Below are 17,468 nucleotides of genomic sequence, written 5' to 3' on the forward strand. Positions count from 1 at the left end.
GTCTTTTTCTAAAATTTTAATTGTTAAAAGTTCTTTTTCATCTACTTTTTGTTTTAGCTCATCATATTTGGCAGTTATAGCAGAGATTTTAGTTTCTAATTCTTTGTTTTTGGTTTGTTGTTGTGTTGCTATGTTTTTACTTTCATTTAATTCGGTTTCTTTTTTAATAAGTTGATTTTTGCAAACTTCTAATTTATGTTCGACAGACACATCCCAATTCCAAACAAAATTTTCTCTTTGCAAAAAAAAGTCTCTATGTAATCTATAATCAATTAAAATAGAGTATAAATTTTCATTTGTAGTAGCATTTGGTATATTCATAGAATGGTTTGCAAAATATAATATATCACCTTCATTTACATATCTCATATCAATAACTGGCATTCTAAAAAATGGATTGAATGGAGCAAAGCAGTGCTTTTCAGGGAGAGAAAAATTTTTCATTGCTCCATTATTATATAAATCTATATACGTTTGAAGCCTTAATGGTTTTGCAAATAAAATATCAAGTCTAGCATATAGAATATAATCATATTTTATGTTGTTTTCAATTTCGTATTTTTCTCTAAGTTTATTGGTCTTTCTTTTTGTTTCATATCTACCATTTACGCCTGCTTCTAAATGTTCTACGACAAATACTTTTGGATTATAAATTGTTTTTATTTCATCTTTTGTTTCTTGCGTTAAAGGTGTTTCTATAAAATTATTACGACCACTATGCCAAGTTTTAGCGTCACTACTTGTCATATCCCAAGTGTGTATAAAAATATCAATCTCCCAACCATCGTTTTTATTTGGTTCTACAATATATTTAAAAAAACTTTCGTATGTCTTTTTGTAGGTTCTAGTATGTCCAAAAAATTGAATGGCTAAACGTTTGCACTCCCCTCCCCCATTAAGGGTATTAGAATTTAACATATCTGCTCCTTGTTTTCATAAATCATTTTGGTTAGAACCCCCCCCCAGTTGTTCTCATTTAGCGAATTTATCTCGCCTTTTATAAGCACATCATTACCAAAAGCAGCAAGTGCTTTAAACATCAAATCAATCTCGGTATTTATATCTGATGCTTTTATGCCAAATCTATCCATGAGCTCTTTTTTAAGCTGATTTACTCTTGTAAAATCGGCTAGATAGAAGTAAATTCTAAGTTTAAAAAATAAAAAATCCTGCCTTTGTTCATCTTTTATTTCTAAATTTTCAATGATTTGCATTAGGTTTTTTATGTCATCTTTTTTGATTTTGTCACTATTTATGATAGCTTTTAGAATAAGTAGTTTAAGTCCTTTTTGGCTTATTTCATAATTTTGCAATAAATCTTTACCAGCCTCATACCCTTTGTTTGCCTGTATGGCTGCATTTAAGTATTTATTTGCTAAATTTTCATCAAAATCACAAGATTTTTGCAAAAGATGCCTAAATCTTTGCATAGCTTCATCAAAGCATTCGTGTGCGAGTGCGTCATTTGCTATTTTATAGATATATTCAGGAGAGATTTTATATTCGTATGGTTTATCAAGTTCAAGTATGGCTTGATAAATTCTCTCGCAGCATTTGCCATCCCTAAATGCAAATGTATTTTGTATATTTGTTTTATATGGCTCTTTTACTTGGCAGTTGTTTTTTAGTAAATTTTCAAGCTCTTTTAATAAATCGTCTTCTGTACTTACTACTGGACCAAAGCCATCGGTTTGGTAGTTGAAATCACCTTTGCTATAAGTGTGATTTGTATAAAATTCATCTCCATCAAATTGATAATAAAGCACAGGTTTATTTAAATAAGCCATTTCAAAAGCCGCACTAGAATAATCAGTTATCATCAGATCTGACTCTTGAAAATATTTTTGAAATGTTTTTCCGTTTTCCCTATATTCAACTTTAATATAATTTGGTATATCTATGTGTTTAAGCATACTCATCATATTAAGATGTGGCACAAAAGTAACCGAATAGCCGTATTTATCCACTATGCTTTTGAGTGCTGTATTATTTAAAAAGTTTTTTATGCTATTAAAGTATTTGCTTTCAAAAAACGTATCTTTTACATCTCTTTCAAAGGTTACAACTCTATCTTTGACTAAATTAGACCTCCAAGTAAACATTACAAAAATGTTTTTAGTGTTAGTTTTATTATAAGCCAATAAATTATCATGCCTAGCTTGTCCAGTAAGCACAACCTCTTTATTTGTCAATAAATAACGCTTATTACTTTTAATTAAATTATAAATCTCCATATGCGTTGATGATGTTCTTAAATTAATATTAAGCCTATTAAAATATTCTGATATGTCTACTGAATCTACGCCGTGCCCTAAGAATATAAATTGCTGCCCATATTTTAGTTTTACTTTAAAGCCTTGTGGCGTATGTGAGCTAATAAAAAATCTAGCTTTTTCTGCAATTTTATAAAATTCATTACTATAACATTCCACTAAATTAAAGTTTTCTTGATGCAGTCTATCCCAATCTTGGCTTGTTTTTAATAAAGCAAATACTATTTTTTGCTTAGGGAATTTTTTTGATATATATCTATATAATCTTTCTGCATTATCATCTGCTTCTATATCCCTATCAATAAAAAGCCACGTGCCTGTAGTATTTTTTATACCGTTTTTAAATTCTTGTCTAATTTTAGAAATCTCATATGAAAATACCTGCCAACCGATCATAATACGCTTAGAATTTACAAATATCTCTAAATTTTTTTGTGCATTTTTTGGCACATGAACCCAAATTCTATATTCTAATGCAAATGGTTTGCCTAAAAAATCGTGTGTAATAGTTTTTTCGTAGTCCGGATACACTTCTTGTCCATCAAACCTTATAGATACAATATCATTAGCCAAATTACTATAAAGTTGAATACATATCTGTTCTTTAATGCAGTCATAATCTTGAATATATGCTATCCTATAAGGCAAATCGCTACTATAAAAAGTATTTAGTATTCCAAATTTATAAAAATATGTATTTCCGCTAGCATTAAAATTTAAAATAACTTCTTTATCAATTAAATTAAAAATATTATGCATTAATTTAATATATTCTATTTTTAGCTCACTTCCTAAAAAATCTATACTTTTAGCATTATCTACAAGCAACCTAATATGATAAATCAACATTGAAAATACACTATACTGAGCGTGTAAATATGTGGCACTATTTTCGGCATAACTCTTATTTAGTAATTCCAAACACATTCTTAATGCATTAATATAATATGCTTCACTTTTAGAACTTGCATTCATTGTAGAGCTACCATCTGCTCTTTTTCGGATATAATAAATGGATTGCGGGATAAAAACGACAAAATTTGTATGAGAGCATTTATTATAATAATCAAGTGAAAATGCCATATCCTCAAAATACTTACTCTCTCTAAACAAAATACAATGATCATTGATAGTATTTAAGCTAAATAAACTGCGCGTCGCACTTTGAATTTCGATAGATAAATCAGAAATTTGTTTGACCAAAATGCCTTGTTCAAATTTATATTTATGTAATGGATGTAGTGCATAACTTGAATTATGTTCATTATACAAAACCTGCTTTGCACAAAAGCACACCACTTTTTCGTCTTTATTATTTTCTAAAAAATCATCAATTTCATAAAAAAATTCACTATCTAAAAAATCATCAGGGTCTGTGAATGTAACCCACTCAAATTTATCTTTAAAATTTTCTTTTATATATTTTAGCCCCAAATTCCTAGCACTTGCCTGACCGCCGTTTTCTTTATAAATATAAGTTATATTTTTTGGATATTTTTTTTGATAGTTTTTTATGATTTTTGCACTTGTATCAGTCGAGCCATCATCAACTAAGATAATGTGGATATTTTTTTTAAAATCTAGCCTTTGATTTATGATTGATTTAAAATAATCATCAAGATATTTTTCTACATTATAAACAGCTGAAACGATTACGTAGCTCTTAGCACCTTTGCGTTTTTTAAGCTTAAACTTCTTTAAAAAATTTTCATAAGCACGTTTTTTATTTTCTATGGCATCTGCAAAAAATAGCTTTGGGTCTCTTGCTAGTTTTCTTAGTTTTCTAGCGTTTAAAAGTGGCATTTTTTCTCCTTAATATCAAATTCCCTATTTTATAAGATAGATGATTTTTAAGCTTTGCTGCGTAATCGTAGTCGTTATAGCTTGATAAATCATAAGTGATTTTGTTTTGTCTGTAAAAATTATAAATCATAAATAATGAGCGTGGTGCTTTTATGAGATTATCAAAGCTTTTAAAGCTTGAAATGATATGCGAGCCAAGCTGATACTCTAAGCTCTGATGAAGCAGAGCGTAAGCACCTAAATCTCGCTCTTTTGCATACTCTTTAATTTGTGGCAGATATTTTTTATAACCCAAAGGGTCGGCTATAAAGCTATCTAAATTTAGCCCAAGCATTGCTAGGCGATTTAAAAATGTATCTTTTAAAAGTGTATTTAGCTGCTCATCGTAATTTTGCATAAATTTAAAAATTTCGCTTAGCATTAGTGCTGAGCTACCTGCTCTGTAATATTTTTGTAACATCATAGGGTTGCCTAAAAATGCACTTAGATGAGCTTTTAGCCTTTTTGGTATGGCTTTAATGCTGGTTTGTCCGCCGTAATTTATGGAGCTATCTTTTCTGATTCGGTAGCGATATAGCTTTTTTGGTAGTATTGTGATTTGTTTTGCGTTTAAAAATAACAAAATGCCAAAGTGATTATCTTCGCCAAAGCAGTGTAAGAATTTTAAATCTATATCTTTTAAAAAATCTGCTCTTATCATCACAAAACAACCGCTTGCAAAGCTGTGCTTTTTCACCTCTTTGCTTTTTAAAAGCCACTCTTTTGGCGTGATAATTTGCTTTTGCTTGTAGCCGTAAATTTCTAAATCAGTCGGTTCAGATTTGGGCTTGACCTTATCATAAAATTTAGCAAAGTCATACCAAATAAGCTGTGAAACGCCGATATTTTCAACGCATTCTTTAAGCCAATTTGGCTCTAAAATATCATCTGAATCTGCAAAAATAATGTAATCTGCCTTTTTATTTTGCGTGAAATTTTTATTTGTGTAGAGTTTTTTAGCGTTGTAATTATCATTTGGTATTAAATATTCATTTAGGTTGCTATTTGATTTAATTTTAGTTGTTTTTATATTGCCTAAACAATACTCAATGCCGAGATTCTTAGCACTGCCTTGTCCGCCATTTTCTTTTGTAAAAAGAATAAAACGAGAATCTGTTAAAACATAACTCAAAGCGATTTTGACGCACTCCTTATCACTGCTATCATCATCAACTAAAATGGCAACAAAGTCCTTATGTGTCTGACTTACAATGCTATCTAAACACTCGCGCAAAAAGTCTGCCGTGTTGTAGATTGGGACAATTATGCCGACCTTTGAGTTTTTATCCATATAAAATCCATTTACAATTTAAAAGAGTGCATTATATCAAAAAAAAAAAAAAATAAATTTATTTTTGCGATTTTTTGCCAATAGTTTGCTTATAAAGCCCTTTTTTTATCATTAAATCAATTATTGGTTGTTCTCTTTTGTTTGCTCTTTGGCAGTGATTTTTTTGAAATTTATCAGTTACGTAAATTATTATTTTAGCCCATTTTTTGTTTCTTTTACGCCAAGCGTGAGATGAGAGCGACTCCCAAGCATAGCCATTAAAAAGCGTGGCATTTACAAAGTGATCAAGTGCTCTAACGCCCTGCCTTACGCGATCAGGATTACCAAAAGTGCCGACAATCACAATAAAAAAATAACTAATAATCGCAAGCGGGACTAATGCAAAAAGCAGCAGTGTCCCAGCTAGTTTTTCGCCTATATTCAAATACCAGCCCTCTTTGTCATCTTTATCATCATACCATTTGCCGAGCGAACGGTTAATCTACCTACAACATCTGGTGTGAAATTTTCTTGCAAATCAAGGCTAAATTCTCTTAAAATATTTGCCAAAATAATGATTGCTTCTTGCATAGCAAAGCCCTGACCTATGCAGATACGCTCACCAAGTCCAAATGGCAGATACTTCTCCTTTAAGATAGGCTTTTCGTGGCGTTCTGGGCGAAATTCGTGTGGAGCGTCCCAATACTCATCGTGTCTATGAATAAGCCACGGAGCGACCACCACGCCCTGTCCTTTTTGTAAGGTCTTATCACGAATTTTCATCTCTTTTTTTGCCTGTCTTGCAAAAAATCCAACTGGCGGATATAGCCTTAATGCCTCTTTAAATACATTTGTAAGATATTTCATATCTTTTATATTTGCAATGCTAAATCGCCCATCTTTACAAATACTAATAATCTCATCATGCGCTTTTTGCTGGGCATTTTTATCAAGACTTAGGCAGTAAAGCGTCCAAGTCAGCGAACTGGCTGTCGTTTCGTGTCCAGCCAAAAAGAGCATTGAGACCTGATCTAGTATCTCATCAAAGCTAAAACGCTCGTTTGTATCGGCGTGAGTGGTGTGAAGTAGCGATGAGAGTATATCTTGATGAGTGTCGTTTTCATAGGCATCATATCGTGGTTTTATAATTTCGGCTAGTGTGCTTTTTATGACCTTGCCAGCCTCTATTCTTTTATTTTCGCCAAGTATTTTTGAGAGCCATTCAGGCACACAAAAGAATTTTCTAATTGCCGTTTTTACGGTCTCCTCTTGAAAGGTAGTGAATGCGTTTAAAATTTCTTTACCCTTTTTTTCATCTAGCTTTTGACTCATAATCGTCCTAAAAATCACATCTGCTGTTACAAAGGTCATATGCTCATCAACTTCAACAATCTCGCCACTTGGAATTTTTCTAAATCTATCCATCATATCACTAGCAGCCTCACTCATCAAATCAAATACCTTTGAAATTCTAGTAAGCTCAAAACTAGGACGTAAAAGCTCACGCTGGGCTTTCCAAACATCGCCATTTGTGGTAAATATGCTCACGCCTAAAAGCGGCTTTAAAAGCTCGTGCAAAAGCTCACTTTTTGGGAATTCTTTAACATTATCCACCATTATTTTTTTAACCTCTTTTGGGTCATTTACCACTAAAAGATCAAAGCCGGGCATTTTAACTTGTCCGACTTTCATCTTGTAGCTTCGCTCATAAAGTCCGTCAAGCCAAGAACGCCTTTTTAGAAAAAACGTAGTGATTAATCCAGCCTTTGATTTGTGTGGGTTTGGATGAAATGGACAAACTCCCATAAATTCTCCTTAGTTTAATTTTGATTCTAAATTTTTTGGGTCTGCTACTAGGTAAAAGTAGTCGTAGCCACCTCTTATTTCTGTTGCTTTTAAGTATAAAAAATGAACTTCATACCAATTATATCTTAGTTTTTTATAGGTTTTTTGAGTGTAAATTTTAAAAAATCTAACCGAGATAAATTTTGGACTTTTTGCCTTAATATCTGCAAGTTTAATGTAATCAAGCTTATAAAAACTTGCACCATCAATCTTTGAAGTGAGATTTAGGCAGGTTATGTTTGAGTTTGCTAAAATTTCTAGCTCTTTTTTAAATGTAATTATATTTGTATGAAGGCTAGAAAGTGGCATACAAGCACCAAGTAGGATTAGTTTTAAATTATCCGTGCTGATATTTTGTGCTTTGCAAAGATTGATAATACGCGAAACCAAACTAACCGCAATAATCCCACCAACGCTGTGTGCAATGATGATTGTTTCGTGATTTTTGCCTTGATTTTCTTTTAAATTAGCAGTGATGACATTTGCAAAATTTGTAATTTTCTCATCTAATTCTTGTGGCTTTTTTACAGCGTAATCGTAGCAAAAATTATAGATACTTAAAAGCCAGAAAACGCCTGTTTTATTAGCTAAAAAATATATAAATTTAGTGCCAAAATACGCAATTACTAAGCAACAAAAAGTATATAAAATCGGATTTTGTATCACGCCGTTTAAAGCACATAAAATAAAAGCTAAAATGAGATACGTTATTATAAAAAATAGTAAAACATAGTAACCGCCGGTTATGGTTTGTGTGGTTGCGTGTTTGATTAATTTAAGATGAATACCTTTAAAAATGTAATTTTTTAAAAACATAAAAAATGCTATAAAAACGGCGAAAAAACGCTTATAAAAGTGCTTTATGACAATATCACTCCAATCAAAAAAGCTGTATTTTGTGCAAAAATTTTTATAATTTATCTCAAAATTTGGGATATCCTGGTCGTTTAGCTTTGTAATACTGATTTTATCATTATCTACCCCACTTGTTTTATAGACGTTGTGCTTAAACATAGAATAGTAAAATTTGTAGCTTCTTGGGTCAAAGCCGGGGATATAAAAGACATCTCTATCCAAATAAACACCTTAAAATTTTATAAGTGTCAATTATATAAATAAAAACTTAATATTCATATAAATTTTATAAAATTCAAAAAATATGTGATCTTTAAATACTTTTCAAACAACATAGTCATTTTAAGGATAAATATATCAAAACCATAATATAATTAACGATTAATCTTTAAGAATGGATAGCAAAACTTGTTTCGTAATTTTTGTAATGTAATTTTCGCACTTTTTTTAAGAGAGATACAATCAAGATTTGGTTCAAAAAAACTCGGTTATTTTTGGGCGATTTTTGAGCCGTTTGCGTTTATTGCTGTGTTTGCATTCATTAGATCTAGTGTTTTTAATACTCAAATAAATGGCGTTAATAACGCTGTTTTTATTACAATTAGCTTTTTATCATTTTTGCTATTTAGAAATATTGTTAAAAAAGCACTTGACGCTTTTGACGCAAATAGTGCCTTGTTTTTTTATTCAGCCGTAAAACCCATACACACAGTAATTACAAGAATACTAATAGAGCTTTTTATAACGCTTATTTTATACATCATTTTATGCTGTATAGGCTGGTTTTTTATGATAAATGTTATACCAGATAATGTTTATTTATTGCTTTTATCTACTTTTTGGCTTATTTGGTTTAGTTTTAGCTTGGGACTTTTGTTTGCTATTATTGGGACATTTTATGAGAATTTTAAAAGAACCATTGAGCTTGTTTTAGCACCGCTTATGTTTGTTTCTGCTGTGTTTTATAGCGTTGATGGTATGACTCCGACTTTTCGTGATATTTTGCTTTATAACCCCTTGGTTCATCTTATGGAGATGTTTAGAGCTAGTTATTTTAGCGTGATGAGTTTAAAATATGTAGATTTTTTATATCTTGGCTTTTGGACACTTGTGCCTTGTTATCTTAGCCTTTATATTTACATTAAAGCCCATAAAAAAATTAGGGCTTATGTATGATAAATTTTAACCACGCCACTAAATATTTTAATACAAAAAATGGTAAAAAGTATATCTTAAACGATGTGAGTTTATCAATCAAAGAGGGTAAAAACATAGCAATACTCGGCAAAAATGGTGCTGGTAAAACTACGTTTTTAAAGCTACTAGGTGGAGTTGAGTATTTAAATAGCGGCACCATAAAATGCAACAAAAAATTCTCGTGGCCTATGGGTTTTAGTGGCGGATTTCAAGGCAGTATGACTGGGTTTCAAAATGTAAAATTTGTAAGTAGAATTTATGGTAAAAGCGAAGAAGAGATTAAAAATATAGTTGAGTTTGTAAAAGAATTTAGCGATATTGGAGATTATTTTTATATGCCATTTAAGACATATTCAAGCGGTATGAGAGGCAGACTTAGTTTTGGATTAAGTCTTGCGTTTGACTTTGATTATCTGCTTGTTGATGAGGCACTTTCAGTTGGCGACCCAAGCTTTAACAAAAAAGCAAAGGACGCTATTTTTGAAAAGGTTAAAACCTCAAACACCATATTAGTAAGCCACAATGTCAGTGTAGTAAGAGAAATTTGCAATGTTGGCATATTTTTAAAAGATGGCGAACTAAAATACTTTGAGAATATAGAGGAGGCGATAAATTGTTACTTAAATCAGTAAAACCAAAAAAAATTTTAATATTTCTTATATTTTTATCAGCTTTTTACATAGCTTTCATAAAGACAGAATTTTTTAAATCAGAAGCTGTGATTGCCATTAGAAATTTAGACGGACAGAGTGCCACGACAAGTATTTTAGGCTTAATCAATGCCACTTCAAATGGCGATAGTCTTGATATTTCCACCCTTGAAGAGTATCTTCGCTCATACGAAATGTATGATAAAGTGAATGAAAAATTCGCCCTAAATGAGCTTTATAACAGCTTTAAACTTGACCCACTTCAACGACTTTATAATTTTAGTAGTTATGAGGCTTATGTTGAGACTTATAATAAATACCTACAAATTTCTAACGAAGTAGGTTCAAGTCTTGTTAAAATCGGTTTTTTGCACGTTGATAACAATAAGGCAAAAGAGATTGTAAATTTTTTAGTAGAACAAACCGAGCTTAAACTAAACGAATACAACAGGTTAGTGGCAAAAAAGAAACTTAGTTTCATAGAAGATGAGACCAAAAAAAATAGAGAAATTTTAGATAAATCCATAGAGCTGCTTAAAAAATATCAAGACAAAAGCATTATGATAGACCCAAATAAAAATGTTAGCACAAACGAAAGCATTCTTTCTACTTTAAGAGCCCAGTTAGTTACCAAACAACAAGAGCTTGCCAAAATTTCTGAATACCTTACAAACAACTCATTTGAGATTATAAATTTAAAACGAGAGATTAGCGAGATTGAAAAGACAATCAAAAAAATCAGCCTAGAACAGACCAATGAAGATAAAAATTCTCTAAATAAAAACATCTTTGACTTTGGAAAATTAAAATTTCAAGTTGAGCTAAATACTGAAATTTACAAACAATCACTAGCACAACTCCAAAGTGCAAAGCTAAAAGTCGGTCAAGAGAGCAAAATGCTTCAAGTCTTAGTAAATGCAAATGTGCCTACAAGCTACTATGAACCACAAAAGATCAGAGAGATCATAACGGTCGCTTGTGTTTTAATGTTAGCGTATGGTATTATTCTTATGCTAAGAGCAATTATAAGAGATCACGAGGAGTTTTAAATGAAAAAATTTTTAATTATTATGCTTTTATCTTTATTTGCAAATGCCTTTGAGCCTCCAATAATTACAAATAACGAAAACAATCAAACCTATGCCCCTGAATACAAAATTTTTGGCAAAAATCTATTTAACGGCTCGTTTTCATTAAATAACACACTTAGATATAACCCAGATTATATTTTAAACATCAAAGATGTCATCAGCCTGAAAATTTGGGGCGCTATTGATATGGAGTTAAAGCTTACGATAGATGAACAAGGCAATATCTTTATCCCAAAAGTTGGTGCCATTAAGTTGCTTGGTGTCTTAAATAAAAATATAACAAAAGTTATAAGTAATGAGCTTAAAAAAATTTACAAAGACAATGTCTATATTTACGCAAATTTAGATAATTTTCAGCCAGTATCCGTATTTGTAACAGGTGCTGTCATAAAGCCCGGTCTTTATGACGGACTTTCAAGCGACTCTGTGCTTCAATTTATAGACAAGGCAAAGGGAATTTTAGATCAAGGCAGTTACAGAAATATCTCTGTAATAAGAAACAAGAAAGTAATTGCAAAAATTGATTTATATGATTATTTAATAAGTGGAGAGCTTGATAATATCCAACTTCAAACAGGAGATGCGATAAAAATTGACTACCTAAAAGATTATGTTACATTAGACGGAGATGTAAAAGAACCACTTCAAGTTGAGGTAAATAATGCAATTAGTTTAAAAGCACTAAAACAAATAGCACAACCAGACACAAAAGCCACCGATATAATCGTGAGTTATTTTGATGACAATAACTACAAAATTCACACAATACGTAGCATAAAAGATGATAATTTTATGATATTGCCGGGGCAAAATGTAAAATTTGTCTCAAACACAAACACAAAAACCATACAAATAAACATAGCTGGCGAACACAACGGGCTAAGCAATGTCGTGGTCGCTCGTGGCACTACACTAGATACGCTTATTAAGGATTTAAGTTACACGCCATCATCTTTAAAAGATCAAATTCATCTTTACAGAAAAAGCATTGCAGAGCTTCAAAAACAGCTACTTGACAGCTCACTTAAAGAGCTTGAAGCCTCTGTTTTAAAGACTGGTTCAAGCACAGAAGAAGAAGCAAATATAAGAATGCAAGAATCAAATCTAGTCCTTGATTTTATAAAACGTGCAAAAGAGGTTATGCCAAAAGGCAGGGTCGTTTTAGATGCAAGTAGTGATTTTTCACAAATTTTACTTGAAGATGGCGATACTATTTTTATCCCGCAAAAATCTCACATTATAACCGTTCAAGGCGATGTAAAAATCCCATCAGCCCTCTCTTATGTCAAGGATAAAAAACTTGAATACTATCTTGAACTTTGCGGTGGTTTAAGCACCAGAGCAGACGAGGATAATATCCTAATCATAAAACAAGGTGGCAGCGTAATAACCGCTAAAAGCAAAAGACAAAGCATAGAGCCGGGCGATAGTATTTTAGTTTTAAGCAAACTAGATTCTAAAAATCTACCAATAGCAAAGAGCATAACTCAAATTTTATATCAAATCGCAGTTAGCACCGGCGTTTTACTACGTATTTAAATGGGAGAATACGCTTGAAATTTCTAAATACTAAGCGACGCCAGCTCCCCTATTACACAAGCCTTATGGGGGGGGGTGCGACAGGTTTAAGAATACAAAATTAATCACATTGAGAATTTTATGGCTAAAATAGAGAATTTTTCAACATCAAAAAGACTAATCAAAAATGCTAAAAATTTCTTTGATATTAAACCAGTTGGCATTTTTAAAAATCTAAAAAACGCCACATTTTATGGCTGGGGCTATAAAAAATCTGGTCTTAATGCCATAAATTTAGCCAAAAAGCATAATGGCAGTTTTACCCTCCTTGAAGACGGATTTATCCGCTCATTGGGTTTAAGCGATACGCCATCATTTAGCATAGTTAGCGATGATATCGGAATTTATTACAACGCACAAATCCCAAGCAAACTTGAAAATTTACTAAACAGCTATGAATTTGATGAGAATCTTTTAAACACAGCAAAAAAAGCAATTAATTTAATCAAAACACACAATATCAGTAAATACAACCACGCAAAACCTTGTCCTGATAATCTTTTTAAAAGCGATAAAAAGAATGTTTTAATCATTGCACAAACGAAAAATGACGCAAGTTTAACATTTGGACTTGCCGATAATTTTAGCACCACACAAATGATAGATGACGCAGTAAAAGAAAATCCAAACGCAAACATCTATCTAAAAATTCACCCCGATGTGATAAATGGGCTAAAAGAATCTGATATTAATTTAGACCAAATCCCAAAAAATGTTAAAATTTTGCAAGATGATTTTAACCCAATCTCACTGCTTAAACATTTCATCAAAGTTTATACAAAAACTTCACAAATGGGCTTTGAAGCACTGATTTTAGGTTTAGAATGCGTTTGTTATGGTATGCCTTTTTATGCTGGTTGGGGGGTTAGCATAGATAAGATAAAGTGTGCTAGACGCAAAAAACAAAGAAGCATTGAAGAAATTTTTGCCGCTGCTTATATTCTTTATACAACCTATAAAAATCCCTACAACGGCAAAAATTTAGACATAATACAAACCATAAACGAAATAATCGCCCTAAAAGAAAAAGAGGCAAAAACTGCCTATCTTTTTGGCTTTTCACGCTGGAAGCACGAGTTTGTAAGACCATTTTTAAGCGAATTTCAAAATCTTATTTTCATAAATCCACTAATCTCATCTCACGCCAAACTAGCCATTAAAAAAGGACTAAATCACCATAATCAAATTTTCATTTGGGGGGCTAAAAATTTTAAAAGATTAGAGAAATTTTATAAAATCACACGAGTTGAAGATGGCTTTATCCGCTCAAAAGCACTTGGCTCTGATTTGACAAGACCTTATTCGTTAGTTTTTGATGATTTAGGAATTTACTTTAACCCGTCAAAAGAGAGTAGATTAGAACGTATTTTAAACACACACGAGTTTAATGATGAGCTTTTAAAACAAGCAAGAGAGTTACGGCAAATTTTAAAAGAGAACAAAATCTCAAAATACAACCATATCGCACCAAAAGAGCTAAATTTTAAAACAAATAAGAAGAAAATTTTAGTTGTCGGACAGGTTGAAGATGATATGAGCGTAAAACTTGGCGCTAACGGCAAGAGCAACTTAGAGCTTTTAAAAATGGTAAAAGATGAAAACAAAGACGCTTTTATCATTTACAAACCGCACCCAGACGTAGAAAGTGGCAACAGAGTCGGCAAAGTAGCAGACGAGGTGGCACTAAAATTTTGTGATACCATATTAAAAAATGCAAACATAACTAGCATTTTACCGCATATTGATGAGCTTTGCACATTAAGCTCACTAACTGGATTTGAAGCGTTGCTTTATGGTAAAAAAGTAGTGTGTTATGGTATGCCTTTTTATGCTGGTTGGGGGCTAAGCACAGATAAAATAACCTGTAATAGGCGAGTAAAAAGACCTAGTATTGATGAGCTAATCGCTGCTGTTTATATACTTTATCCAAGGTATTTAAGCCCAAAAACGCTTGAAATTTGCACGCCAAAACAGCTAATAGATGAGTTAAAGGATTTAAAAGTCGAGCGACTTAGTGCCTTAGCCACGCTTAAAAGATGTTTTTTTAGGATTTTTAAATGATTGATAAAATTTTAAAATTAGTCGGCGACATTAAAGGTAAAAATATACTATTTCTGCAAGGTCCAGTAGGGCCATTTTTTAATTATATTGGTCGTTTTTTTGTCAAAAACGATGCTAAAATTTTCACAATCGGTTTTAACTTTGGCGACTATTTTTACGCAAACAAAAGCACCTATACACCATACAAAGATACGCAAGAAAATTGGGGCGAATTTTTTACAAATTTTATTAATAAAAATAAAATTGATATGCTTTTTTTATTTGGAGATTGCAGGTTTTATCATAAAACTGCCATTAAAATCGCAAAACAAAACAAACTAGATGTATTTGTATTTGAAGAGGGCTATCTTCGCCCTAGCTTTATCACGCTACAAAAAGATGGAGTAAATGCAAACGCAAATCTGCCAACAGATAAAAAAACTTATCAGCTTTTTAGTATTGATACCGAGCTAGAAAACGAGATACACAGCATAAAAGAGATAAAAGGTGCTTATAAATTTATGGCACTTCACGCATCAATTTATTATAATATAGGAAATATTTTTAGTTTTATATATCCAAATTACAAGCACCACAGGGATTTTAATGCCTTTAAAGAGGGTGTTTGCGGTGTTAGAAATTTTATTAAAAAATACTACCTTAAAATCAAAGAGAAAAATAACATAAAAAAACTAATCGCAATGAGAAAAAAATACTACTTCGTCCCGCTACAAGTGCATAATGATTTTCAGGTATTACAACACTCTAAATATAAAAATATAGAGGAATTTATCAGCGAAGTTTTAATCTCATTTGCCAAAAATGCTAGCAAAAAGAGCTTTTTGGTCTTTAAACATCACCCAATGGATAGAGGCAAAAAAGACTATACTAAATTTATAATATCTCTTGCAAAAAAACTAAATGTAGAAAGCAGAATTTTAATTACATTTGACACAAATCTACCAACCGCACTAAAAAATGCAAAAGCAACAATCACAATCAACAGCACCGTTGGCTTTCAATCCTTATATCATAAAACCCCAGTTTTGTGTCTTGGCAATGCCCTTTATGACATTGATGGACTAACAAGCAAAGGTGTCAGCTTAACAAAATTTTGGAAAAACTATAAAAAAGTAGATGCAGAGTTATTTTTTAAATTTAAGAATTATTTGTTAAAATACACGCAAATAAACGGAAGTTTTTATAAGATTTATAATTAATTTAAAATTCTACAAATAATTAAAATGAGGGACAAATGAGCGAAAATTATAAAAAATTAGTTGTTCAAAATCGTAGTGATGGGACTGGTTCTAGACTGTTTTCAATAATTAACGCTATGGTTGTGGCTGATAAATTATCATCCATAGACAATATGAGATTTTTATGGGATGAAACAAGGTTTATAGACAAACAAGATAAGGCTGATGCTAACAATATAAATATGCGTGCATTTAATAACAGCGTTATAATTGGGGCTAGTTGTGAAAGCAAAGAACATATATTTTCAGATGGTTTTATAAAAAAGCACTTTTTAGAAAAATACGAAACAGATAACAGAATTGATATAACAAGAAATGTTGATGAATTAATAAAAATTTATAATAAATGTGACTATCTTAGAGTAGAGATTGGCTTTTTAGACTTTCTATTTTCTAGCAAATTAGAATACAGAACCAAACTTGCTCAAATGTGGAATAAAATTGACTTTAATGACAATATTAAAAATATGATAAATTTAGCAAAGAGTCACGCAGATAATTTGGGTGATTTTATCGCTATACATCTTAGAAGTGGTGATGCAATATATACTTATGCTGGATATCGCCTAGCTAATAGGCAAAGCACCACTCACGCTACACCATATGAATTTGCCTTAGGAATCATAGAAAAACACAAAAATGAAAATATAGTAATAATAGGAGATGATGTTACATCTATGAGAGAGCTAAAAACAATCAACAATAACGCTATGCTCATAGAAGATTTTAGAGATATAAATAAATACTCAAACTTGGAGCTATTTATATATGATGTTGTTTTTATGTCCAAAGCAAAGCTTCTTTATGGAACACAATCAGCATTGGTAAAATTAGCTTATAGCATAAATCCAAATTTGGAATGCATTCATCCTCATAATGATATAGACAAACAAACGCTATATAAATGGCTTCAAACATACTATGATATTTTACATAACATCAGTCCATCGCAAAGGGCTTATTCTTGCTTTTGTTTATTTATAAATGGAGAAAAATGCGATGAGAAATTAGAAATTTTAGAGCAGTATCTAAAAAATGCTTTGGAATTCGATTTACAAAACGATAAGTATAGAATACATCTTGTTAACTGTTTGTTAAAAAGGGGTATGATAGATGAGGCCAATATCTTATTGGGTCAATATTTAACAAATAGATTTAACTTTTTTAGCAATCTATTTTTATCAAAATATTGGAACGGCAAATATGCCTTTGAGGAAGTATTTAATAATTATATAAAATATGCTGATGAGTTTCATCCATATTTGTCGTTTATGGCAGCAAAAGCATTAGAGGTCACGGGGGGGGGCAGCAACGAAGTTATAAAATATTATAAATACGCTCAAAAAGAATTAGCCATTCATGTAAATCCATGCTTGATATCTGCTTTAGAAATTCAAATTTCAAAACAAACAAAAGAAAAAGAACAAATTGCTAAAAGCCTAATATCTGAACAAACCAAAAACAAAGAATTAGAAACTAAAATCTCTGCTATAACTGCCAAATATGATGAGCTAAAACAAAAAGTAGATGAAAAAGAACTTTTAACAATTAAAATTTTAGAAAAAGAC

Annotated in this window: 12 protein-coding genes and 1 pseudogene; 7 read left to right on the top strand and 6 right to left on the bottom strand. The window is 31.4% G+C overall.

What is annotated here, in order from left to right:
- The 6 genes and pseudogenes from NYG85_RS11235 to NYG85_RS11260 all read right to left on the bottom strand — a co-directional run.
- Window positions 1–918, bottom strand: a pseudogene (locus NYG85_RS11235) (hypothetical protein); the annotation flags it as partial.
- On the bottom strand, window positions 912–4,076 hold the full coding sequence (locus NYG85_RS11240; protein WP_284938706.1) for a CDP-glycerol glycerophosphotransferase family protein: 3,165 nt from the start codon (window positions 4,074–4,076) through the stop codon (window positions 912–914). The pseudogene NYG85_RS11235 and the gene NYG85_RS11240, both read right to left, overlap by 7 nt.
- Window positions 4,057–5,406, bottom strand: coding sequence for a glycosyltransferase family 2 protein (locus NYG85_RS11245; RefSeq protein WP_284938707.1), 1,350 nt, complete (start codon window positions 5,404–5,406; stop codon window positions 4,057–4,059). Before NYG85_RS11245 ends, NYG85_RS11240 begins: the two co-directional genes overlap by 20 nt.
- A gap of 58 nt (window positions 5,407–5,464) precedes the next feature.
- Window positions 5,465–5,887 carry a hypothetical protein gene (locus NYG85_RS11250; RefSeq protein WP_284938724.1) on the bottom strand — a complete coding sequence of 141 codons (423 nt, stop codon included), beginning with the start codon at window positions 5,885–5,887 and terminating at the stop codon, window positions 5,465–5,467.
- Window positions 5,827–7,191 (bottom strand): cytochrome P450, encoded by a 1,365-nt coding sequence (locus NYG85_RS11255; protein ID WP_284938709.1) that lies wholly within the window; start codon window positions 7,189–7,191, stop codon window positions 5,827–5,829. The genes NYG85_RS11250 and NYG85_RS11255 overlap by 61 nt, the downstream gene beginning before the upstream one ends.
- A 9-nt stretch (window positions 7,192–7,200) precedes the next feature.
- Window positions 7,201–8,307, bottom strand: a complete 1,107-nt coding sequence (locus NYG85_RS11260; protein WP_284938711.1) for a hypothetical protein — start codon at window positions 8,305–8,307, stop codon at window positions 7,201–7,203.
- A 186-nt stretch (window positions 8,308–8,493) separates the two neighbouring features.
- On the opposite strand from NYG85_RS11260, the gene NYG85_RS11265 reads away from it, so the two are divergent.
- From NYG85_RS11265 to NYG85_RS11295, 7 genes are all read left to right on the top strand, one after another.
- The gene (locus NYG85_RS11265; protein ID WP_284938713.1) at window positions 8,494–9,261 is read left to right on the top strand and encodes an ABC transporter permease; all 768 of its coding nucleotides are present in this window, start codon (window positions 8,494–8,496) and stop codon (window positions 9,259–9,261) included.
- Window positions 9,258–9,914: an ABC transporter ATP-binding protein gene (locus NYG85_RS11270; protein WP_284938715.1), complete on the top strand. Its 657-nt coding sequence runs from the start codon at window positions 9,258–9,260 to the stop codon at window positions 9,912–9,914. The genes NYG85_RS11265 and NYG85_RS11270 overlap by 4 nt, the downstream gene beginning before the upstream one ends.
- Entirely contained in the window at window positions 9,896–10,981 is a 1,086-nt protein-coding gene (locus tag NYG85_RS11275) for a KpsE/RkpR family capsule polysaccharide export protein (protein ID WP_284938716.1), read from the top strand. The genes NYG85_RS11270 and NYG85_RS11275 overlap by 19 nt, the downstream gene beginning before the upstream one ends.
- The gene (locus tag NYG85_RS11280; RefSeq protein ID WP_284938718.1) at window positions 10,982–12,562 is read left to right on the top strand and encodes a polysaccharide biosynthesis/export family protein; all 1,581 of its coding nucleotides are present in this window, start codon (window positions 10,982–10,984) and stop codon (window positions 12,560–12,562) included. It abuts the gene before it with no gap.
- Between the two features lie 120 nt (window positions 12,563–12,682).
- Window positions 12,683–14,662 (top strand): capsule polysaccharide biogenesis protein, encoded by a 1,980-nt coding sequence (locus NYG85_RS11285; RefSeq protein WP_284938719.1) that lies wholly within the window; start codon window positions 12,683–12,685, stop codon window positions 14,660–14,662.
- A complete protein-coding gene (locus NYG85_RS11290; RefSeq protein WP_284938721.1) occupies window positions 14,659–15,861 on the top strand; it encodes a capsule polysaccharide biogenesis protein in 1,203 nt (400 codons plus the stop codon). Before NYG85_RS11285 ends, NYG85_RS11290 begins: the two co-directional genes overlap by 4 nt.
- Before the next feature lie 35 nt (window positions 15,862–15,896).
- On the top strand, window positions 15,897–17,468 hold a 1,572-nt coding region (locus NYG85_RS11295; RefSeq protein ID WP_284938722.1), incomplete at its 3' end, for a hypothetical protein.

Origin of the sequence: Campylobacter gastrosuis (genome assembly GCF_030249845.1) — a bacterium.
Taxonomy (GTDB): domain Bacteria; phylum Campylobacterota; class Campylobacteria; order Campylobacterales; family Campylobacteraceae; genus Campylobacter_A; species Campylobacter_A gastrosuis.

Excerpts from the sequence above, each read along its gene's own strand:
- NYG85_RS11280 (WP_284938718.1), top strand. The coding sequence starts at position 10,982 with ATGAAAAAATTTTTAATTATTATGCTTTTATCTTTATTTGCAAATGCC.
- NYG85_RS11270 (WP_284938715.1), top strand. The coding sequence starts at position 9,258 with ATGATAAATTTTAACCACGCCACTAAATATTTTAATACAAAAAATGGT.
- NYG85_RS11290 (WP_284938721.1), top strand. The coding sequence starts at position 14,659 with ATGATTGATAAAATTTTAAAATTAGTCGGCGACATTAAAGGTAAAAAT.
- NYG85_RS11285 (WP_284938719.1), top strand. The coding sequence starts at position 12,683 with ATGGCTAAAATAGAGAATTTTTCAACATCAAAAAGACTAATCAAAAAT.
- NYG85_RS11245 (WP_284938707.1), bottom strand. The coding sequence starts at position 5,406 with ATGGATAAAAACTCAAAGGTCGGCATAATTGTCCCAATCTACAACACG.
- NYG85_RS11255 (WP_284938709.1), bottom strand. The coding sequence starts at position 7,191 with ATGGGAGTTTGTCCATTTCATCCAAACCCACACAAATCAAAGGCTGGA.
- NYG85_RS11240 (WP_284938706.1), bottom strand. The coding sequence starts at position 4,076 with ATGCCACTTTTAAACGCTAGAAAACTAAGAAAACTAGCAAGAGACCCA.